This is a genomic window from Salinibaculum sp. SYNS191, assembly GCF_037338445.1.
Lineage (GTDB): Archaea > Halobacteriota > Halobacteria > Halobacteriales > Haloarculaceae > Salinibaculum > Salinibaculum marinum.
In genome coordinates this window covers 2,048,589-2,065,778 of record NZ_CP147838.1, presented here as the reverse complement: position 1 = coordinate 2,065,778, position 17,190 = coordinate 2,048,589, and the positions used below count along the sequence as shown (strand labels likewise).

General features: G+C 59.1%; 11 protein-coding genes and 6 pseudogenes. 11 read left to right on the top strand and 6 right to left on the bottom strand.

Features of this window, described 5'->3' with window-relative positions:
• Positions 1-49 precede the first annotated feature (49 nt).
• Positions 50-1,237 carry an MFS transporter gene (locus WDJ57_RS11155; protein ID WP_338900893.1) on the top strand — a complete coding sequence of 396 codons (1,188 nt, stop codon included), beginning with the start codon at positions 50-52 and terminating at the stop codon, positions 1,235-1,237.
• A gap of 30 nt (positions 1,238-1,267) precedes the next feature.
• Here the strand turns inward: WDJ57_RS11155 and WDJ57_RS11150 are convergent, their stop codons facing one another.
• The 3 genes from WDJ57_RS11150 to WDJ57_RS11140 form a co-directional block, all read right to left on the bottom strand.
• A complete protein-coding gene (locus WDJ57_RS11150) occupies positions 1,268-2,044 on the bottom strand; it encodes an SDR family NAD(P)-dependent oxidoreductase (RefSeq protein ID WP_338900892.1) in 777 nt (258 codons plus the stop codon).
• Positions 2,041-2,367, bottom strand: coding sequence for a carboxymuconolactone decarboxylase family protein (locus WDJ57_RS11145; protein ID WP_338900891.1), 327 nt, complete (start codon positions 2,365-2,367; stop codon positions 2,041-2,043). Before WDJ57_RS11145 ends, WDJ57_RS11150 begins: the two co-directional genes overlap by 4 nt.
• A gap of 82 nt (positions 2,368-2,449) precedes the next feature.
• A complete protein-coding gene (locus WDJ57_RS11140) occupies positions 2,450-3,700 on the bottom strand; it encodes an MFS transporter (RefSeq protein WP_338900890.1) in 1,251 nt (416 codons plus the stop codon).
• Positions 3,701-4,015: 315 nt separating this feature from the next.
• Here WDJ57_RS11140 and WDJ57_RS11135 point away from each other — a divergent pair, with 315 nt between their 5' ends.
• The 6 genes and pseudogenes from WDJ57_RS11135 to WDJ57_RS11115 all read left to right on the top strand — a co-directional run.
• Entirely contained in the window at positions 4,016-4,924 is a 909-nt protein-coding gene (locus tag WDJ57_RS11135) for an RraA family protein (RefSeq protein WP_338900889.1), read from the top strand.
• An 11-nt stretch (positions 4,925-4,935) separates the two neighbouring features.
• Positions 4,936-6,147 (top strand): CaiB/BaiF CoA transferase family protein, encoded by a 1,212-nt coding sequence (locus WDJ57_RS11130; protein WP_338900888.1) that lies wholly within the window; start codon positions 4,936-4,938, stop codon positions 6,145-6,147.
• 140 nt (positions 6,148-6,287) lie between these two features.
• Positions 6,288-6,716 (top strand): annotated as a pseudogene (locus tag WDJ57_RS21620) (transposase); the annotation flags it as partial.
• 132 nt (positions 6,717-6,848) lie between these two features.
• A pseudogene (locus WDJ57_RS21615) lies at positions 6,849-7,304 on the top strand (IS1595 family transposase); the annotation flags it as partial.
• 85 nt (positions 7,305-7,389) lie between these two features.
• Positions 7,390-8,217: an IS5 family transposase gene (locus tag WDJ57_RS11120; RefSeq protein ID WP_338900887.1), complete on the top strand. Its 828-nt coding sequence runs from the start codon at positions 7,390-7,392 to the stop codon at positions 8,215-8,217.
• A gap of 467 nt (positions 8,218-8,684) precedes the next feature.
• A pseudogene (locus tag WDJ57_RS11115) lies at positions 8,685-8,984 on the top strand (universal stress protein); the annotation flags it as partial.
• A 9-nt stretch (positions 8,985-8,993) separates the two neighbouring features.
• Here WDJ57_RS11115 and WDJ57_RS11110 read toward each other — a convergent pair.
• The 3 genes and pseudogenes from WDJ57_RS11110 to WDJ57_RS11100 all read right to left on the bottom strand — a co-directional run bounded on the left by WDJ57_RS11110 (position 8,994) and on the right by WDJ57_RS11100 (position 12,673).
• Positions 8,994-9,797 carry an enoyl-CoA hydratase/isomerase family protein gene (locus WDJ57_RS11110; protein ID WP_338900886.1) on the bottom strand — a complete coding sequence of 268 codons (804 nt, stop codon included), beginning with the start codon at positions 9,795-9,797 and terminating at the stop codon, positions 8,994-8,996.
• A gap of 346 nt (positions 9,798-10,143) precedes the next feature.
• Positions 10,144-11,841, bottom strand: coding sequence for a methylmalonyl-CoA mutase family protein (locus WDJ57_RS11105; protein ID WP_338900885.1), 1,698 nt, complete (start codon positions 11,839-11,841; stop codon positions 10,144-10,146).
• A 76-nt stretch (positions 11,842-11,917) separates the two neighbouring features.
• Positions 11,918-12,673 (bottom strand): annotated as a pseudogene (locus WDJ57_RS11100) (transposase).
• A 283-nt stretch (positions 12,674-12,956) separates the two neighbouring features.
• Between WDJ57_RS11100 and WDJ57_RS21610 the strand changes: the two are divergent.
• The 4 genes and pseudogenes from WDJ57_RS21610 to WDJ57_RS11085 all read left to right on the top strand — a co-directional run bounded on the left by WDJ57_RS21610 (position 12,957) and on the right by WDJ57_RS11085 (position 17,187).
• The gene (locus WDJ57_RS21610; RefSeq protein WP_380629424.1) at positions 12,957-13,115 is read left to right on the top strand and encodes a PAS domain-containing protein; all 159 of its coding nucleotides are present in this window, start codon (positions 12,957-12,959) and stop codon (positions 13,113-13,115) included.
• A gap of 42 nt (positions 13,116-13,157) precedes the next feature.
• A pseudogene (locus WDJ57_RS11095) lies at positions 13,158-13,485 on the top strand (helix-turn-helix domain-containing protein); the annotation flags it as partial.
• Between the two features lie 320 nt (positions 13,486-13,805).
• A pseudogene (locus tag WDJ57_RS11090) lies at positions 13,806-14,430 on the top strand (IS630 family transposase); the annotation flags it as partial.
• A gap of 381 nt (positions 14,431-14,811) precedes the next feature.
• Positions 14,812-17,187, top strand: a complete 2,376-nt coding sequence (locus WDJ57_RS11085) for a PQQ-binding-like beta-propeller repeat protein (RefSeq protein WP_338900884.1) — start codon at positions 14,812-14,814, stop codon at positions 17,185-17,187.
• Positions 17,188-17,190 lie beyond the last annotated feature (3 nt).

Below are 17,190 nucleotides of genomic sequence, written 5' to 3'. Positions count from 1 at the left end.
CATTACCGAGAGCCGAATACTGATATGACCGCGCTGTGAGTGGGCTATTGTGAGTCAATCTATCGAGCAGGAGAGTCTCTTTACCGGGTACACCGGCCACCTGTTTCTGACGTTCTCGCTCGGGTGGTTGCTCATCCAAGTCGGGATGCAACTGCTCCCGCCGCTGCTACCCCAAATTATTGCGGACCTCTCGATTACGCCAGCTGAGGCGGGGATTGCGCTGACGCTCCAGTGGCTGGCCTACGCGCTCTTGCAGTTTCCCGGCGGTCGCCTCTCCGACCAACTCTCCCGGAAGACGCTGTTGGTTGGTGGCTCGGTACTCATCGTCGCCGGGTTGTTGGTGCTCACCAGAGCGGTCGCGTACTCGGTGTTTCTCGTCGGCGTCACTGTCGTCGGACTCGGCGCTGGCCTGTTCACGACGCCCGCTCGCGCACTCGTCTCGGACCTGTTCGTCGAGCGTCGCGGACAGGCGGTCGGTCTCCACGTCGCCGCCGGCGATATCGGTACGGTGCTTGCCGCCGGTGTAGCCGTCGTTGCCCTCGCCGTCGCGCCGTGGCAGTGGTCCTTTCTCCCTGTCGCGCTGGCGCTGGCGCTCGTCACCGTCGTTGTCCACATCCTGAGTCGGGAGTCCTACGTCATCGACGGGGTCGCGTTCGACGTTCGGGGTGCCGGTCGCCGGCTGTACGCCGATAGCTATCTCATGCAGATTCTCGTCGCCTACGCGCTCTTTACCTTCGTCTGGCAGAGCGTCGCTGGCTTTCTGCCCACGTATCTGACGGCGGAGAAAGGGATGTCACTCGGCCTCGCAAGCGCGGCGTTTGCGGTGTATTTCGGTGTGGGCATCTTGGCGAAACCGCTGGCCGGGCTGTTGGCGGACAGAATCGACCGCGCAACTGTCGCCACGGGCGGACTTGGTCTCGCCAGTGGCGGACTGGGAGTGATGCTGTTCGCTGGTCGGACCGCCGTCATCTTCGTCGGCGTCTCCATCTTCGCCATCGGCTTCTCGATGTTCTCGCCGGTCATACAGGCCTACCTGATGGACCTCATCGCTGACGGGACGATGGGGAGTGACCTCGGCGCGGCGCGGTCCTTTGCTATCGGCCTCGGCGCTGTTGGCCCGACCTATGTGGGCATCGTTGCCTCGTTCAGCGACTACTCGTGGGCATTCGGCGGACTGTTCGTCTGTTTACTGGCAAGTGTCGCCTTGCTCCACTACAGTCCAGCAACGGCCGAGTAGCTCAGTGGATGACACAAAACTGGGCCGCGCTCAACCGAGCGATGTGAGTCGGTTAATCGGATAGAGGCCGCCGTTGGCGTGAATCGTCTGCCCAGTAATAAAGGAGGAGGCATCCGAACAGAGAAAACAGACGGTCTCAGCGATTTCTTCCGGTTGTCCCTGCCGGCCGAGCGCGGACGCTGCCGCCATCTTCTCTATCGTTGAACTTCCTTCCTCGTAGTTTTCGAGGTCCCTGTCGGTGTCGATGACGCCGAGAACGAGACAGTTCGCCCGGACGCCGTCACTGCCGAACTCGACAGCCAAGCCCCGCGTCAGTCCTTCAATACCCGCCTTGTTTGCGAGGACGTGGGTCTTGTTCTCGACGCCAATAAAGGTCGTGATGCCGTTAATGTTGACGAGAGACCCCCATCCCGCGTCGAGCATATCCGGCAGGACTTCCTGTGCGAGGAGGTACTGCGCCCGGAGGTCGATGTCGTGGACGGCCTCCCAATCATCGAGAGACACGTCGAGAAGTGGTTTCAGAGGCCGGTAGGATGCGTTGTTCACGAGGATGTCGATGGGGCCGAGTTCCTCTCGAACGCTGGCGACGACCGCTTCGATATCTCCGGGCTCGGAGAGGTCACCGAGCGCGATTGCGGCCTCGCTTCCCGCCTTACTCACTGCTTCGGCGGTTGACTCACAGCCCTCGCTATCCGACCGGGCGGTGATGCCAACGTCGGCCCCGGCTTCCGCAAGCCGAGTAGCGATTGCCGCCCCGATGTTCCGGCTTGACCCCGTGACGAGGGCGGTGTGGCCGTCAAGATTCATTGCTCGTTACGGACGCGCTTGAGAGCTTCCGACCCTGTCTTGATGCCCCACGCGCTGCCGGCCAAACCGGCGAGTTGAATCGTCTTGACGACTTCGTCGTCGGTCGCGCCGTGGTTGAGCGCGTCGCGGATGTGATCGGCACAGGGGTCAACTTTGTCTTCGGCACACGCTAGTGCGATGAGGATGAGTTCGCGCGTCTTGCGCGATAGTCCGTCGTCCGAGCGGATAACGTGGCCCGCGAGTGCGTCGTATTTTGCCGCGTAGGCGAGGTCGCTATCGAAGAACTCCTCAATGCCGTCGTGAGTATATTCGCGCGCGTCCATAATCGCAGCTCCCGACTCCGCTGGCTGGTCTTCACTTGTCATGGTTCATACTCGGGAGAGTGCACTATCAAGGTTTCCACGCTCACGAGGCCACCAACAACCCGAGAAAGAGTGCGACGGCGGCGAACACCGAAGCCGTGAGCACGGCGAAAGCGACGGTGTACGACGCGAAATCGATGAGCAGGCCGACGACAAACGGCGCGATGCTGCCGCTGACAATCATTATCGTTCGGACGACGCCGAAGGTTCCGCCCGCGACGGCGTCGGGAATGAGTTTCGTGAGATAAGCGTCACGGACTGGCCGGTAGCCGTGCATACCTGTGCCGAGGCCGAGCACACAGAGGCCAACGACGACCGGGTTCACGACCACGAGCAAGCCGCCGATGGCGAGACCGGAGGCCGCAATTGTGACCGCCATCACGCGCAACTGGCCGACCCTGTCGCTGAGTGCTCCGAGGACGGGTTGGGCGAGACTGGCCGCGAACAGGAGCCCGTACAGGCCGTTTGCGAGGTTCGGGGACAGGCCGGCGGAGTCGGTGAGATACAGCGGCATGAACGCGGTCGCGCCGTTCCAACAGAACGCGATGAGCACTGTCGCGGCGATGAAGACGGTGAATCGCGGCTCGACAAACAGCATGACATACGAGTCGTCGCTATCATCTCTGTTGTCGTTGTCGCGGGCCTCTTTGCCCGGGTTGTCGCCGTCACTTGCTGTGGTCTCTGTTGCCCCGGAAGATACTGTCGTGCGGTTCTCCCACAGTCCCCAGTAGTGTTGGCCGAAGAAAACGCCCGCGAGCAGGAAGATGACGCCAGCCGAGAGCAGGAACAGGATGCGCCAGTCGGCGCCGAGCATCCCGATGGCGACGACCGCCGCCGGCCCGGCGACGCCGCCGAACTGTCCGACCATGTCCATCAGGCCGAGCGTCCGTCCGGGTGAACTGGGATACCGGTTCGAGAGAAGCGGGAGCGAGACGGTCTTGTGGCCGCCGGTGCCGACGCCAACGAGGACGAGACCGGCGACCAGTCCGTACCACGACAGCGATAGGGAGATGAGAAGCGCGGCAGTCCCGAACACCGCCGCGCCACCGACGATGACTTTCACCATTCCGAGTCGGTCGGCTAGCCATCCGGCGGGAAACTGCATCGTTGAGTAGGCTATCATCAGGGCGCTATAAGCCAGTCCCAGTTCGGCCCGCGACACGTCGTATTGAATCTGAAAGGTGCCAAAGAGCGGCGGGAGGACGTACCGGAGAAACAGCGCCATGAACCACAACAGCGACGTGAGTATCAGCGCGTCTGCTCTTCGAATCCGCTTGGCAGAGACACGACTCATTCACTCTCGCCGTCCCATCTGTCTGGCCCCACGCTTTGGTATCCGAGTTTGGACGCGCCGCCGAACCGGTGCGGCGAACATACTATCTCGCATATCTTCTCGGAATGGATGAATCCTTTTTGCGAGTCTACTTAACTGTTTACGCTCGTGGCTTGGCTCTAGCCGTTCCGGTACTTACCGGACCGACAGTCGCCTCTGGTTGGAAGGGCACTGCACTTCACACGAGACCGTTCTACCAATTCCATCACATACTGTTTGAGAAACATCTATTTGTGCGATAGCGAACCAAGAAGCCGAATTGGGCGGTGGAACTGGATGGCGATGAGCACAATATTGAATATACTGCGCCCTGTGGATAGACTCATGAGTCACTATGATGATGTAAAAGCGTGTGACAAGATAGACGACACTGTCAAGGAATTTTACGACGTCCGCAATGCCGACGTTGTTCAGGCTTTGAATTCGCTTGACTTTTATAACGATGGCATCTGTGATGGGGGAATAACGCCAATCGTGCGTGGACACGAAATTCGTGGCCGGGCACTGACGGTCAAAATCATGCCGAAGAATGATAAGAAACCCAACTACCAGGGAAGGTCTCTGTCAGATGCCGAAGATGGTGCTGAGGAAACGAACCCCATGAACCAAAACAAGGGGTGGAAAGAGGACTTTGGGAATGTCTTGCATGAGTACTTGGACATCACTCAACCGGGCGATGTCATCTGCGTAGATATGGAGGGCGAAGCATACCAACTCGGTGGAGACCATCTGTCGCTCAAAAGTCTCCTCAGGGGTGCTGTCGGCATGGTGGTTGACGGCGGAATGCGAGACGCGTTCGGGATTCGGGAAGTAAACTTCCCCGTGTGGACGCGTCATATCGCACAAAAAGAACCCGTCCAAGAGATGGAATTAGTGGCGATCAACGAACCCATCAGCCTCGGTGGTACCAAAGTGCAACCCGGCGACCTCATCTGCTGTGACGATGATGGCGTCATCGCAGTGCCGAAACAACACGAAGACGAAGTGCTTGATGCGGCTAAAGGCGGCTACGAAATGGACGTTTCACTTCGAAAGCAAAAGATGAACTTCCTCCGTGAGGAGGGTGTGGATATCGACATTGATTTCACGCCGCCATCCCAGCGGCGGGAGGTGCCAGCGAACCTCAGCGGCGTATCTGAGGAGGTTTGGGAGGAAGTACTTCAGCGAACGGAAGAGGACTACTAAGTCGGATAGTTATGGATGCACCAACGGAAAAACCGCTGTCAGGTGTTACCGTCATCGACGCCTCGTCGTACGTGACTGGTGGTTTTGCTACGACGATTCTCGCAAACCAAGGTGCCGAAGTGATCAAAGTCGAACGAATCGGGACAGGTGATCCCAGCCGTGGGTCCGGCCCGCCGTTCGTCGAAGGCGAGTCGGCGTACTTCATGACTTACAATTATGGGAAGAAAAGTATCGAGCTTGATTTGAAATCCGAAGAGGGCCAGGCAGTGGTTCACGACCTGGTCAAGACGGCAGACATCTTCGTCGAGAACTTCCGACCCGGGACTGCTGAGAAATTGAACGTCGGATACGAGACGTTGAGTGAACTCAACGACGAACTTGTTTACTGTTCGATCAGTGGGTTCGGAGAAACCAGCCCGTGGCGCCACCGCTCGGCCCTTGACGTGCAAATGCAGGGGTTGACCGGCATCATGAGCGTCACGGGAGAAGCCGGGCGAGATCCGGTCAAGGTTGGGATTCCAATTACGGATCTCTTTACAGCGATGTGGGCGAGCGTTGGCATCCTTTCGGCGTTTTATCGCCAAGAACGGGACGGCTCGGGCGATAGGGTCGAACTCGCGATGTACGACTCCATCCTGCCCTTGCTGACAAAACAGGCCTCTCGCGTCTTCGAGGGTGAAACACCGGAGCGACTGGGGACACGGGACCCGGTTCTTGCCCCGTATCAGGCGTTCGAGACGAAAGACGGATATATAGTTATTGGCGCCGGGACCCAAGACCTCTGGGAAGACCTGTGTGCTGCGTTAGATCGGGAAGATCTCCTCGAAGACGAACGATTTGCGACAAACGAGGGCCGCGTTGAACACAGTAAGGAACTGCAGGCGGAGATAGAATCAGTCCTTGCCGACAAAACGGTAGAAGAATGGACGGAGATACTGGTCGAAGAGTACCGCATTCCTGCGGGTTCAGTTCGAGAAGTTGCAGACGCTCTCGATAACGACCACGTAGAAGCACGGGAGATGATTAAACATCTCGATCACGACGCTATCGGGGAGTATCCGCTCGTTGACCATCCGATTAATTACGAATACAGGGACCACGGATTCGAACGTCATGCACCTGTTCTAGGCGCTCATACCGACGACGTACTCGAATCACTCGGCTACACTGAGGACGAAATTACCGCGCTTCGCACCGAGGACGTAATCGGGGACAACTCTTAGGCTGTCTTTTTCCCGCAACGAGAGACTCCCGTCATGGATGTCTCTATTTTTGTTTTCGCTCTTGCGAAGTAGATTGTTGACGGTGAGAGCGGCGGCTGAAAGTCGAAGAGGGCAAGGGCACCGCGCGAGTGGTGCCCGACATGTTTCCGATGAGCCGATTCGTGTCAGAATCGGCTGCAGCGGACCTGCTGCAACAGGTTCGCTGGCGTAATGGTGTCGAGTGCCCTCGCTGCCGTTCTGACCTGACGGTCAGAAACGGCAGCTACAGGGTGTATCAACGGTATTTGTGTAAGAATTGCGGTCGAACATTCAACGACAAAACCGGGACGATTTTCGCCCACTCGAAACTGAAGCTCAAAGAGTGGTACCTCACAATCTACGTGTTCTTACGGTTCAACACGAGCCTTCGCCAAATCGAAGCGGAACTCGATTTGTCCTACAGAACGGTGAGACGGCGCGTCGAGCGCTTCGCCAGAGCGCTCGACGCGCCTTCGATCACGCTGTCTGGCCCGGTCGAGATCGACGAAGTGTACGTCTCTGCCGGCCTCAAAGGCCGCGAGCGCGACCGGAGTGGTCACTGCAACTGTCGAATAGTCAGTGAAGAGCGTTACAGACCAGTGATTGCGAGCAAGGCGAAGCCACCGATTGTGTAGCCGCTCGCCCGTTTTCGTTTACTATTCAGTTCTTGTGCATATCACTCGGAGTCGCGCTCGCGTGGCCTGTCAACACGCGGACGAGGATCGTACAGCGGCGACAAACCGCCGGTGTTCACGTTGGTCGATCGCGGCTCGGACAATCGGTACGTTGTGCCAGCGAAATCGGCCGAGGAATCGACCGTGCGACTCCTGCTCGCCGACCACGAGCAGGAGTCGCTGACCGTCTATACCGATGGATTTCGGGCCTACGACCCGCTAGAGGATGACGACGAGTTCGACCGCGAATACGTCGTCCACGGCGACGGGGAATACGCCGATGGCGAGGTACACGTTAACGGCTGCGAGAGCCACGCGTCGCTGGCGCGACGGTGGCTCTCGCCCCACCGAGGAATCTCGAAAGACAAGCTAACGCCGTATCTCAGGGCCTTCCAACTCCGCTGTGAACTCTACAGAAAACCAGGCGACGAAGCGCTCAAACATGCTCTCGACGCTGTACTTTGAAAATCAAGGCTCTGGTGAATCGCTAGATGGCGTCAGCTTCAATCGTCAGAACTAGGGAGTTGAAGCGGGAAACCGCCGATGATCCATGTCGAAGATTTCCCGCTTCACGACGAAGGTCGTGACGTTAGCCAAAAATGCTGTTGGTGGCAGAGGCGAAGTCGCCGCCCCCGAGGGGGGTGGCGGCTTCGCCGACTACGCTGTCGTTTCGCTGCATTGTCTCCGGGTTTACCTGGAGAAGTCTTACCGAGAGGCGTTGGATTTGCTGAGCGAGATGCCACATATTCTCGGGGAGATCGGCCTCGAACCGGCCGATCTCCCGCACCACTCGACGCTAGTGAAGTGGTTTGATAGGATCAAGATGGCACTCTGGCGAGTGCTCCTGCGTCTCTCAGCGCAGGAGCACGAGCCATCCGGTCACGCCGCTATCGATGCGACGTTCTTTGACCGCGAAAACGCGAGCAAGCACTACTGCCGCCGGACGAATTACCGCGTTCAGACACTCAAAACAACTGCTCTCGTCGATACAGAAACTCAAGCCATTCTGGACGTGCACTGTACGACCGAGAAACGCCACGATACACAGCTCGGCTGGCAGGTCGCCCGCCGCAACGCGGGCGACCTTGCCAGCCTCGCTGCCGACAAAGGCTACGATTGGATGGACTTACGCGAAAAACTCCGCGAAGAGGACGTGAGACCGCTAATCAAACACCGGGAGTTCCGGCCCATCGACCACGCGCACAACGCGCGGATCGATGGGCCTCGCTACCGGCAACGAGCGATGTGTGAAACCGTCTTCTCGACGCTCAAGCGCACGCTCGGCGACGCCGTGCGTGCGCGAACTTGGTACGGCGAATTCCGAGAACTCGTCCTGATGTGTGCAGTTTACAACATCAAGCAAGCAGTGAAACAGTGAAATCAAACTCCATCTGGCGATTCACCACGGCCAAAATCAACAACGTGCTTCCCAAGAGCGTTTGTTTTTATATTTGGTAGTTCCCATCGAGTTAGGAGTTAGTCAGGACTGATGAGGTTAGATTCTCAGGAAGCGTCTCGATAGGTGTCTGAAGTCCCTTTCCTATCCGGACACGATTCCCACGGGCTCTGATCTTGAAACCTTAGTGCTTGATCTCCTCTCGGAGATTCCGATTCCCGGAGTCGAAGCCGCAGCCTTCGACTCCGGGACCATCCGGCAGACACTCTTCCATCTGTTGTCGCTCAGAAGTCCATCAAGGCCGTCACCGACATCACTCGTGGAACGTACTCTGACGACTACACGCTCGCTCAGCTTCACACCGTCTCACCTGACGAATTCGAACCCGTCGTTAACGAACTTCTCATCCAACAGGCGACGATGATCCTCGGGCCGGGGCTGAGGATCATCTGCTCCACGACTTCGTCGACAACCCGGAGGGTGCGTCCGTCAAACAGGTCGATTCGGTCAAGCGCGCACGCGACATCCTGGAGGACGCCGGTGCCGCCGTCACTCTCCGCGAGGGCAGCGGCGACCCCGCGCAGTCGATACTCGACATGGCGGAACAGCTGGACGTCGACCTGATATGTATCGCCGGACGGAAACGCTCGCCGGCCGGCAAGGCGCTCTTCGGGAGCGTCTCACAGTCGGTGATACTGAACGCCGAGCGGCCGGTGCTGACGTGTGGCTCGCCGGGCGACGAAGCGTAGGCGACCCCGCTACCGTTCGTACTCGGGGTCGCGGCCCTCCTGCATCGCCGCGACCGCCTCCTCGTGTTCGGGGTCGTTGACGCACTCCCACTGGTAGTCGATTGCCCGCTCGCAGTGGTCCGCGAACGACGTGCCGGCGCCGACGAGCCGGTTCGTCCGCTGGACGGCCACGGCCGGCTTGTCGGTCACCGTCTCGGCGAACTCCCGCGCCGCCCCGACGACGTCTTCGGCGACGCCGCTGACCAGTCCCAGGTCCTCGGCGTCCTCGGGCGTGATTTTCTCGCCCGTCAGCAGGTACTCGCGGGCCTTCGACTCGCCGATGAGCTTCGGGAGCAGCCACGCGCCGCCGTCGCTGGGCACCAGCCCGACGGTGACGGTGCCCTCGGTGAAGTAGGCGTCGGGCGCGACGTAGCGGACGTCACAGGCGAGCGCGAAGTGACAGCCGGCCCCGATGGCCGGGCCGTTGACCGCGGCGACGCTCGGCTTCCCGAGCGAGCGTAGCTGTCGCACCACATCCTGGACCTTCTCCAGGAAGGCCCCGTACTCCGCCTTGGACTGTGCGGACCAGTCGGGCATCGTCGACACGTCGGCACCGGTACAGAACCCGTCGCCTTCGCCCGTCAGCACGAGCGCGTAGACCGCGTCGTCCCGCCTGGTGCGCCCCAGCGCGTCGTTCAGTTCCTCTATCATCGCCTCGGTGAACGCGTTGTAGACGTCCGGTCTGTCGAGGGTCAGGGTCGCGACGCCGCCGTCGACGGCGTAGGTGATATGTTCGTACACGCTGGTCTCCACGCCCGCTATCGCCTTTGTCATTACGGAGTCCTGGTGCATCGCACACTGTGTGGCGCCGGCGCGGCACCGCCGCTCGTCGGCAGCGCAGGTGAACCGACCGCGAAGCGGGCGGTCGGTTCGTCGTTACATGTCACCGTACCCGGTTCGAGGGGGAGAGTGTCTACCACCGGAACTCGAACGACACGTTTGAACCGGGCTCTGGTCGGGTGGGGGTTCGACGAGGCTCGTGGTGGCCGGCCTCGGCCGCTCTGTTCGCGGCGGTTCACGCTTTGCTATCTCGGTATATAATAATTCCTCCCGTCCGGGCGTCTAGTTCGCCCTAGACGGTGCGACCGGCCGCCGCAAGACCTGGGAAAAGAAGCGCCCGCTAGGCCGTCAGGAGACTGCTCTTGTAGGCCCCGTGGTGGTCTTCGAGCACCTTCATGATCTCCTCCATCGTGGCGTAGGCCTTGACCGCGTCGATGATCGGCGGCATCACGTTCTCGTCGTTCTCGACGGCCGCGGAGAGCGCGTCGAGTCGCTCCTGGACCTCGTCGTCGTCGCGCTCGGCCTTGACCTGTTCCAGCCGGTTCAGTTGCGTCTCGGCGACCTCGTCGCTGACGTGGAGGAGTTCGGGGTCAGTCTCCTCTTCGATGGTGTACTCGTTGACGCCGACGACGACCTCCTCGCCCGCCTCGACGCGCTGCTGGTACTCGTAGGAGGCGTCCTGAATCTCGCGGTCGAAGTAGCCGTCCTCGATGCCGTGGAGGACGCCGTCGCGGACGGAGCCGTCGCCCATCTCACGGATTTCGCCGATGTAGGCCATGATCTCCTCTTCCATCTCGTTCGTCAGTTTCTCGATGGCGAAGGAGCCTCCCATCGGGTCGACGATGTCCGCCGCGCCCGACTCCTCGGCGATTATCTGCTGGGTGCGCAACGCGACGCGGACCGCCTCCTCGCTGGGGAGTGCCAGCGCCTCGTCGTAGCTGTTGGTGTGGAGACTCTGCGTCCCGCCGAGGACGCCGGCGAGCGCCTGGATGGTGACGCGGACGATGTTGTTGAGCGGTTGCTGGGCGGTGAGTGACTGCCCCGCCGTCTGGGTGTGGAACTTCATCCGCTTTGACTCCGGGTTCTCGGCGTCGTACCACTCGTCCATGATGCGGGCGTAGACGCGGCGCGAGGCCCGGAACTTGGCGATTTCCTCGAAAATCGAATTGTGCGAATTGAAGAAGAAGGACAGTTGCGGGCCGAACTCGTCGATGTCGAGCCCGCGGTCCAGACAGTCCTCGACGTAGGCGAACCCGTCGGCCAGCGTGAACGCGGCCTCCTGGGCCGCCGTCGACCCCGCCTCGCGGATGTGATAGCCGGAGATAGAGACCGGGTGGAACTTCGGCGTCTCCTCGATGGCGAACTCGATGGTGTCGGTCACCACGTCGAGCGACGCCTCGGGCGGGAGCACCCACTCCTTCTGTGCGATGAACTCCTTGAGCATGTCGTTCTGGAGGGTCCCCCGGATGTCCTCGCGCGGGACGCCCTGCCGGTCGGCCAGTGCGACGTACATCGCGTAGATGACCGCCGCGCTCGGGTTGATGGTGAACGACGTCGACACGTCGCCGATGTCGATGCCGTCGAACAGAATCTCCATGTCGCGCAGCGTGTCGACGGCGACGCCCTCCTTGCCGATCTCCCCGTCGCTCATCGGGTTGTCGGAGTCGATGCCCATCAGGCTGGGCATGTCGAAGGCCGTCGAGAGCCCGGTCTGGCCCTCGTCGATGAGATAGTGGAAGCGCTCGTTGGTCTCCTCGGCCGTCCCGAACCCGGCGAACTGGCGCATCGTCCAGGTCCGGCCCCGGTACATCGTCGGATAGGGGCCCCGCGTGTACGGTTCCTCGCCGGGGAACCCGAGGTCGTCCTCGAAATCGACGTCGGCGATGTCCTCGGGGGTGTACAGCCGGCCGACCTCGTGGTTCGAGACGGTCGCAAAGCGGTCCTTGCGTTCGCCCCGTTCGAGAAACGGCTCCAGCGTCTCCGCCTCCCACTCCTCGCGGGATTTGCGTATCTCGTCGAGATTGTCCTCGTCGAACATTGGTACCAGTAACCGGGTCTCGAATAGACAAAAATATTTGCTCTGGCCGTGGTGAATCGCCAGATGTAGTTTGATTTCACTGGTTCAGAGACTGCTTGATGTTGTGAACCGAACACATCACAGAATGACCTCACGAAATTCACCGTACTCTGGTTCGCGCACGCACGGCATCGCCGAGCGTGCGCTTAATTGTGGAGAAGACGGTCTCACACATCGCCCGCTGGCGGTAGCGAGGCCCTCGATTCGCGCGTTGTGTGCGTGCTCGATGGACCGGAACTCACGATGTTTGATCAGCGGTCTTACGCCCTCCTCGTGGAGCTTCTCCCGTAAGTCCATCCAATCATAGCCTTTGCCAGCCGAGCTGTGTGTCGTGGCGTTTCTTGGTTGTACAGTGAACGTCCAGAATGGCTTGGCTTTCTATACCCACGAGCGCTGTTGTTTTCAGGGTCTGCATCCGGTAATTTGCCCGCTGGCAGTATAGGTTGCTAGCATTTTTGCGGTCGAAGAACGTCGCGTCGATGGCGGCGTAATCGCTCGGGTCGTACAGCTGTGCCGACAGGCGCAGCAGCACTCGCCAGAGTACTGTCTTGATTCTGTCAAACCACTTCACTAGCGTCGAGTGATATTGGAGATAGGCCGGTTCGAGGCCGATCTCTCCGAAAATATGTGGCATTTCGCTCAGCAGATCCAACGTTTCCCGGTAAGATTTCTCCAAGTCAACCCGCAGGCAATGCAGCGATACGACGGCGTAATCGGCAACTTTGCCTTGGCCACCAACTGCATTTTTGGCTAACGTGACCACCTTCGTCGTGAAGCGGGAGATCTTCGACATGGATCATCGCCGGTTTCTCCCTTCAAATCCCTAGTTCTGACGATCGAAGCCGACGCAGTCCAGCGATTCATTAGAGCCGAAACGATCAAACCTTGGGGCGAGGAAGCACCGCCCCAACACGGGACTGGCCTCGGCCGCTGGATCGTCTACTGGACTGTCTCACTGTTCGGTGGCGAAATCACCTTTGTGGATAACTCACCGCGTGGAACAGGCGTCGTATTGAGTCCCCCCGATCTCCACCGACTCATCTGCTCGGGGAACGCGCGTCGAACACCACTGACCAATGGAAGAAACCGAGGTTTCGAACACACGGAACAAGAGTCAGATGGACCGGTATCGAACGCTCGTGGAAGAATTGAACGACATCGCCACTGACGGCAGGATAACCTACGTGAGTCAGGCCGTCACACGAGTGCTCGGCTACGATCCGGACGAATTATAGTAGCCGTTAGAAATTTTCACTCAGAGACTGTTGCAATAGATGGTGAATCATCTCGACGAGATCTCCGTCGATGAGTTACAAGACGCCCTCGACAACGTCGATAGTAAGAGGCGGACAGAGCGGCTCTTAGCCGCAATCGCGTACAAAAACGGTGTTTCGCAAACGGAGTTAGCCGAGTGGCACGATGTTCAGCGGCGAACAATCTACAGCTGGCCCAATCGACTAGACACGGACGGGTCGCTTGAGTAGTCCGTGTCTGACGATAAATAAACTGAGAGTAATCAGAAAAGCTCGATAAACTGAAAGAAAATTTGAAGAAGCCGTTCACGAACCTCCTGGCGGGGTCGGTATCGACGCGCCGGCGTGGAGTGGTCACTGCAACTATTGAATAGTCAGTGAAAAGCGCTACAGACCAGTGATTACGAGCAAGGCGAAGCCACCGATTCTGTAGCCGCTCGCCCGTCTTCGTTTACTATTCCGTTCTTGTGCATACCACTCGACGCCGGCGCTTGCCCAAGACTTTCTCGAAGAAACGTACGGCGTCAAGTATTTAATGCTCATCTTGCGGAGATTGTTGGTATCGACTGCGCTGGTTCAGGAGGTGACCACCTGATAATCAACTTCACAGACTATCGATAATTGCAGCTAATCGCAAGAGTGCTCGCCATCAACAATGTCCGCTAGGAGAGCGAGTATTCACTCCCGAGTTGTCGGCGGTTGCTGAAAGAAGCGGGACTGAGCTATCAGAAACCGCGCCGTTCAGCCGCCGAAGCCGATGAAGACGAGCAGGAAGAGCTCCACGATAACCTCAAAAAAGCGGCGGGAGATGGACGCCACCGTAGTCTGTATCGACCAAACCAACAAATCCGCGCAAATTGAGCCGCGTGCCGCGTTGTTTCCGTGCGGCATCGGCCCTCTGTTGAACTCTCTGGCCAACGCGACTGGACGTGTCTGCTGGGCGCGATCACCGAGAACGGTGATTGCTTTTCTCCCGATTCACCGAGTACGTTAGCGCCGTGTACGCAAAAAATTTCATTTTAGTATTATGCAAAGAATTCGAGTATGATTTTGATTATCGTTCTAGATGGAGCGCCATATTTCCAGGCATCGGTCGTCACGGACCTAGCGGCCCGTGACGACCTCACCTTCTTGACGTTACCGTCGTATTCGCCGGAGCTGAATCCTGTTGAGGAATGCTGGAGACAGCTGCAAGCGTCTCTTAGCAACCGCTCCTTTGACTCACTCGCCGAGCTGAAGACAGCGATTGATACAGCTCGATAAACTTTCTACTTCAAAAGTGAGCAATTATTTCTAACTACCATAGATGTGTGTGTACCACAATTTCTCAACCCGCGGCATATTATTCGCAAACTGTCCGATGTTACTGTTCATCAAAATTTTAAGGGTTTGAGTTATCCGCCGCAGCAGTCTCGTAGTGATCTCCATACAGTGCTTGTGCAGTCATCTCGTACGCTTTACGAAGAAGTGCCAGGGTCGGAGGGTTTATTAGTTGATATTCAAATCTAATTGATAATGGGTGCGGCAATTCACGGACATCCCGTCGTAGTGGAACACGGGTGGCCTTATCGACATGATGCGGTGGGTCGGTCGACAAGAAACTCACGGGGGAAACAGGTCACTCAGCACGGAGGCCATGGAAGTGAACGTACAGCGGTGAAAATGAGGTGCTACATCCGTGGCTGACAGGCGATCTTTCCTGAGGGTGGGGGCGACAGCGGGGGTTGGTTTGCTGGCGGGTTGTTCAGAGGCTCTGTCCGCTCTCGAAGAGAGCATCGGCGGGGGAGAGGACACGTTGCGGCACGAGGCCGACGCGGAATTGTCGACCGACGGCTCATCCCCGAGTGGATGGGCGCACTACGGCTACGACCGTGCGACGACGAACAACGCAACTGCTGAACAACCGCCCGAAGGATGGGTCCAGCCCATCTGGCGGACAAACGCGGACGCCGCCAAGACCAACGAGCCGTTTGTTCCAGTCCCAGTCGGTAACCGTGTACTCGTAGAAACCAAGTTTCGGGGGAGGAGAACTGTCGTTGCCGTGGACGCCGAATCCGGCGACCAGCAGTGGGAACATCAGTTGAGCGGTGGGGGGATCAGGAACGGGTCAATTGTCGGGGAAACTGCATTTTTTACCGGAGAGGAGGCTGTTTCGGGTGTGTCCTTGTCTGACGGAACTCTTGCCTGGGAGCGAATTCTCGCTGAAGAGGGCGAAACACGTCTTACGATCGGCTGTCGAGTGACTGTCGTGGATGGCGTCGCCTACCTCCCAGGCGTCAAGTCGACGCTTTTGGCACTCGATGCGAGGACAGGCGAACAACACTGGTCGTACGGTGACGAGCCGGGCAGGATGACGCCGGCGGTAGCCGGTAACCGTGTGTTCATCGCCGACGACCGGACAATCCACGCCCTCCCGAGAGATTCCGAGAATAGTGAGAACAACGAGGAGACCGCTGTCGAGGCGGTGTGGACCTACGAGGCCCCAGGCCTCGGGTCGGTCCAAGGGCGCGATACATCCCTCGTCGTGGACCGCGAACAAGGCCTGGTCTTCGCAGTTCTCGCTGACAGGAAACGCCTTCTCGCACTCTCGATTGAGACTGGAGAGCCGGCTTGGGCATACGATGTCGAACTCGCCCCGGTGTTCGGCCGACTCGCAGTGGCCGACGCGACCGCGTATCTGGCCACCGAAAGAGGTATTGTGGCAGTTGAGTACGGTGGGGGCGAACCGAAGCGCCACTGGACGGTCGAAACGCGCGACGTGGTGATGGACGCCCCGACAATCGTCTCTGATACCCTATACGTGTCCCTAGAACACGGGGAAGTGAGGGCCATTGATCGTGCGACTGGCGAAACGCTGTGGCAAACCTACACTCAGGCAGGAACGTCCGCACAGACATCGCCGGTCGTCCACGATGGCCGACTCTACGTCGGGACTGACAGAGGTACACAGGCGTTTGAACGTCGAAAATCGGTAGGGTCAGCCGACACAGGTTCGTGGCCATCGTTCAGAGGCAACAGTCGTCACACTGGCAGTATCCGCAACGCGGGGTCGTTCCTGTCGAAGCCGGATGTCGACTGGATCTACGGAATACAGAGTGGCGAGAATGCGGTGCTGAGCGACGGAATCGTCGTCTTCAAAAGTAATACAGTGGTCGCTGTCGACGTGGCGACTGGCGCCCCAATCTGGAAGGCTCGGCCCGACTCCAGAAACGGCCCGTTCGGCGTCGGGACCCACGATGGGACGGTTATTGTGTGCGGGGAGTGGCATGGCGAACGCGGCAAGGAGGAGCCCGTCGTCCAGGCCTATGACCTGCAGACCGGCAGTCTCGAGTGGGAGCGAGAGCTCGGAACCCGACCGATCGGTGGTCCAGCCTTCGGAGACGGCCTGGTCTATGTCGGCACAGAGAAAGGCAGAATCATCGGCCTAAACCCCGAAACGGGCGAAACTGTTCGACGGCTCCAGACTGGCGGTGAAGTCTGGTGGTTCTCTCTCGACCAGCAACGACTCGTAACGGGGTCGATGTCAGGGTGGGTCGGAGCGTTTGACGTGAAAACTGGTCAGCGGGTGTGGGAGCAGCGACTTGACAACCGGTACCCCTCGTCGAACCCACCGTTGTTGGCCGATGGAACAGTCTATCTTGCACAGAACGCTGGGGCGGTGTACGCTTTCGACATAGAGAGTGGCCAACAGCGCTGGAAGCAGTCGCCGCCGGCCGGCACCGTCTGGAAGGGGACACTTGACGAAGATTCGGTCTACTTCGTAGGCAACGAGAGTGGCTTGACAGCATTCGACCGAGCGACTGGGCGTATCGAGTGGAATACCGATGTGGCACGCCCATCGGGAATCGTTCACGATGGCGAACGGCTCATCTGTGCCGTGGAGAAAGGGACGCTGATGGCGATCGATCCCTCGGACGGGTCGACAGTCTGGACGGTCCCACCGTCGTCAATCTTCGGTGAGCCAGACGTCGCGATACCGGGATCGATGGACCTGGCCTTAGGCGATGACGCCATCTACCTGACCTCGGATTCCTTCGCAGTTCGGTATGCGTGAGCC

Coding starts and splice junctions, on each gene's coding strand:
- WDJ57_RS11150 (WP_338900892.1), bottom strand. CDS start 2,044: ATGAATCTTGACGGCCACACCGCCCTCGTCACGGGGTCAAGCCGGAAC.
- WDJ57_RS11140 (WP_338900890.1), bottom strand. CDS start 3,700: ATGAGTCGTGTCTCTGCCAAGCGGATTCGAAGAGCAGACGCGCTGATA.
- WDJ57_RS11120 (WP_338900887.1), top strand. CDS start 7,390: ATGTCGAAGATTTCCCGCTTCACGACGAAGGTCGTGACGTTAGCCAAA.
- WDJ57_RS11135 (WP_338900889.1), top strand. CDS start 4,016: ATGGCGATGAGCACAATATTGAATATACTGCGCCCTGTGGATAGACTC.
- WDJ57_RS21610 (WP_380629424.1), top strand. CDS start 12,957: ATGGAAGAAACCGAGGTTTCGAACACACGGAACAAGAGTCAGATGGAC.
- WDJ57_RS11130 (WP_338900888.1), top strand. CDS start 4,936: ATGGATGCACCAACGGAAAAACCGCTGTCAGGTGTTACCGTCATCGAC.
- WDJ57_RS11145 (WP_338900891.1), bottom strand. CDS start 2,367: ATGGACGCGCGCGAATATACTCACGACGGCATTGAGGAGTTCTTCGAT.
- WDJ57_RS11105 (WP_338900885.1), bottom strand. CDS start 11,841: ATGTTCGACGAGGACAATCTCGACGAGATACGCAAATCCCGCGAGGAG.
- WDJ57_RS11110 (WP_338900886.1), bottom strand. CDS start 9,797: ATGACAAAGGCGATAGCGGGCGTGGAGACCAGCGTGTACGAACATATC.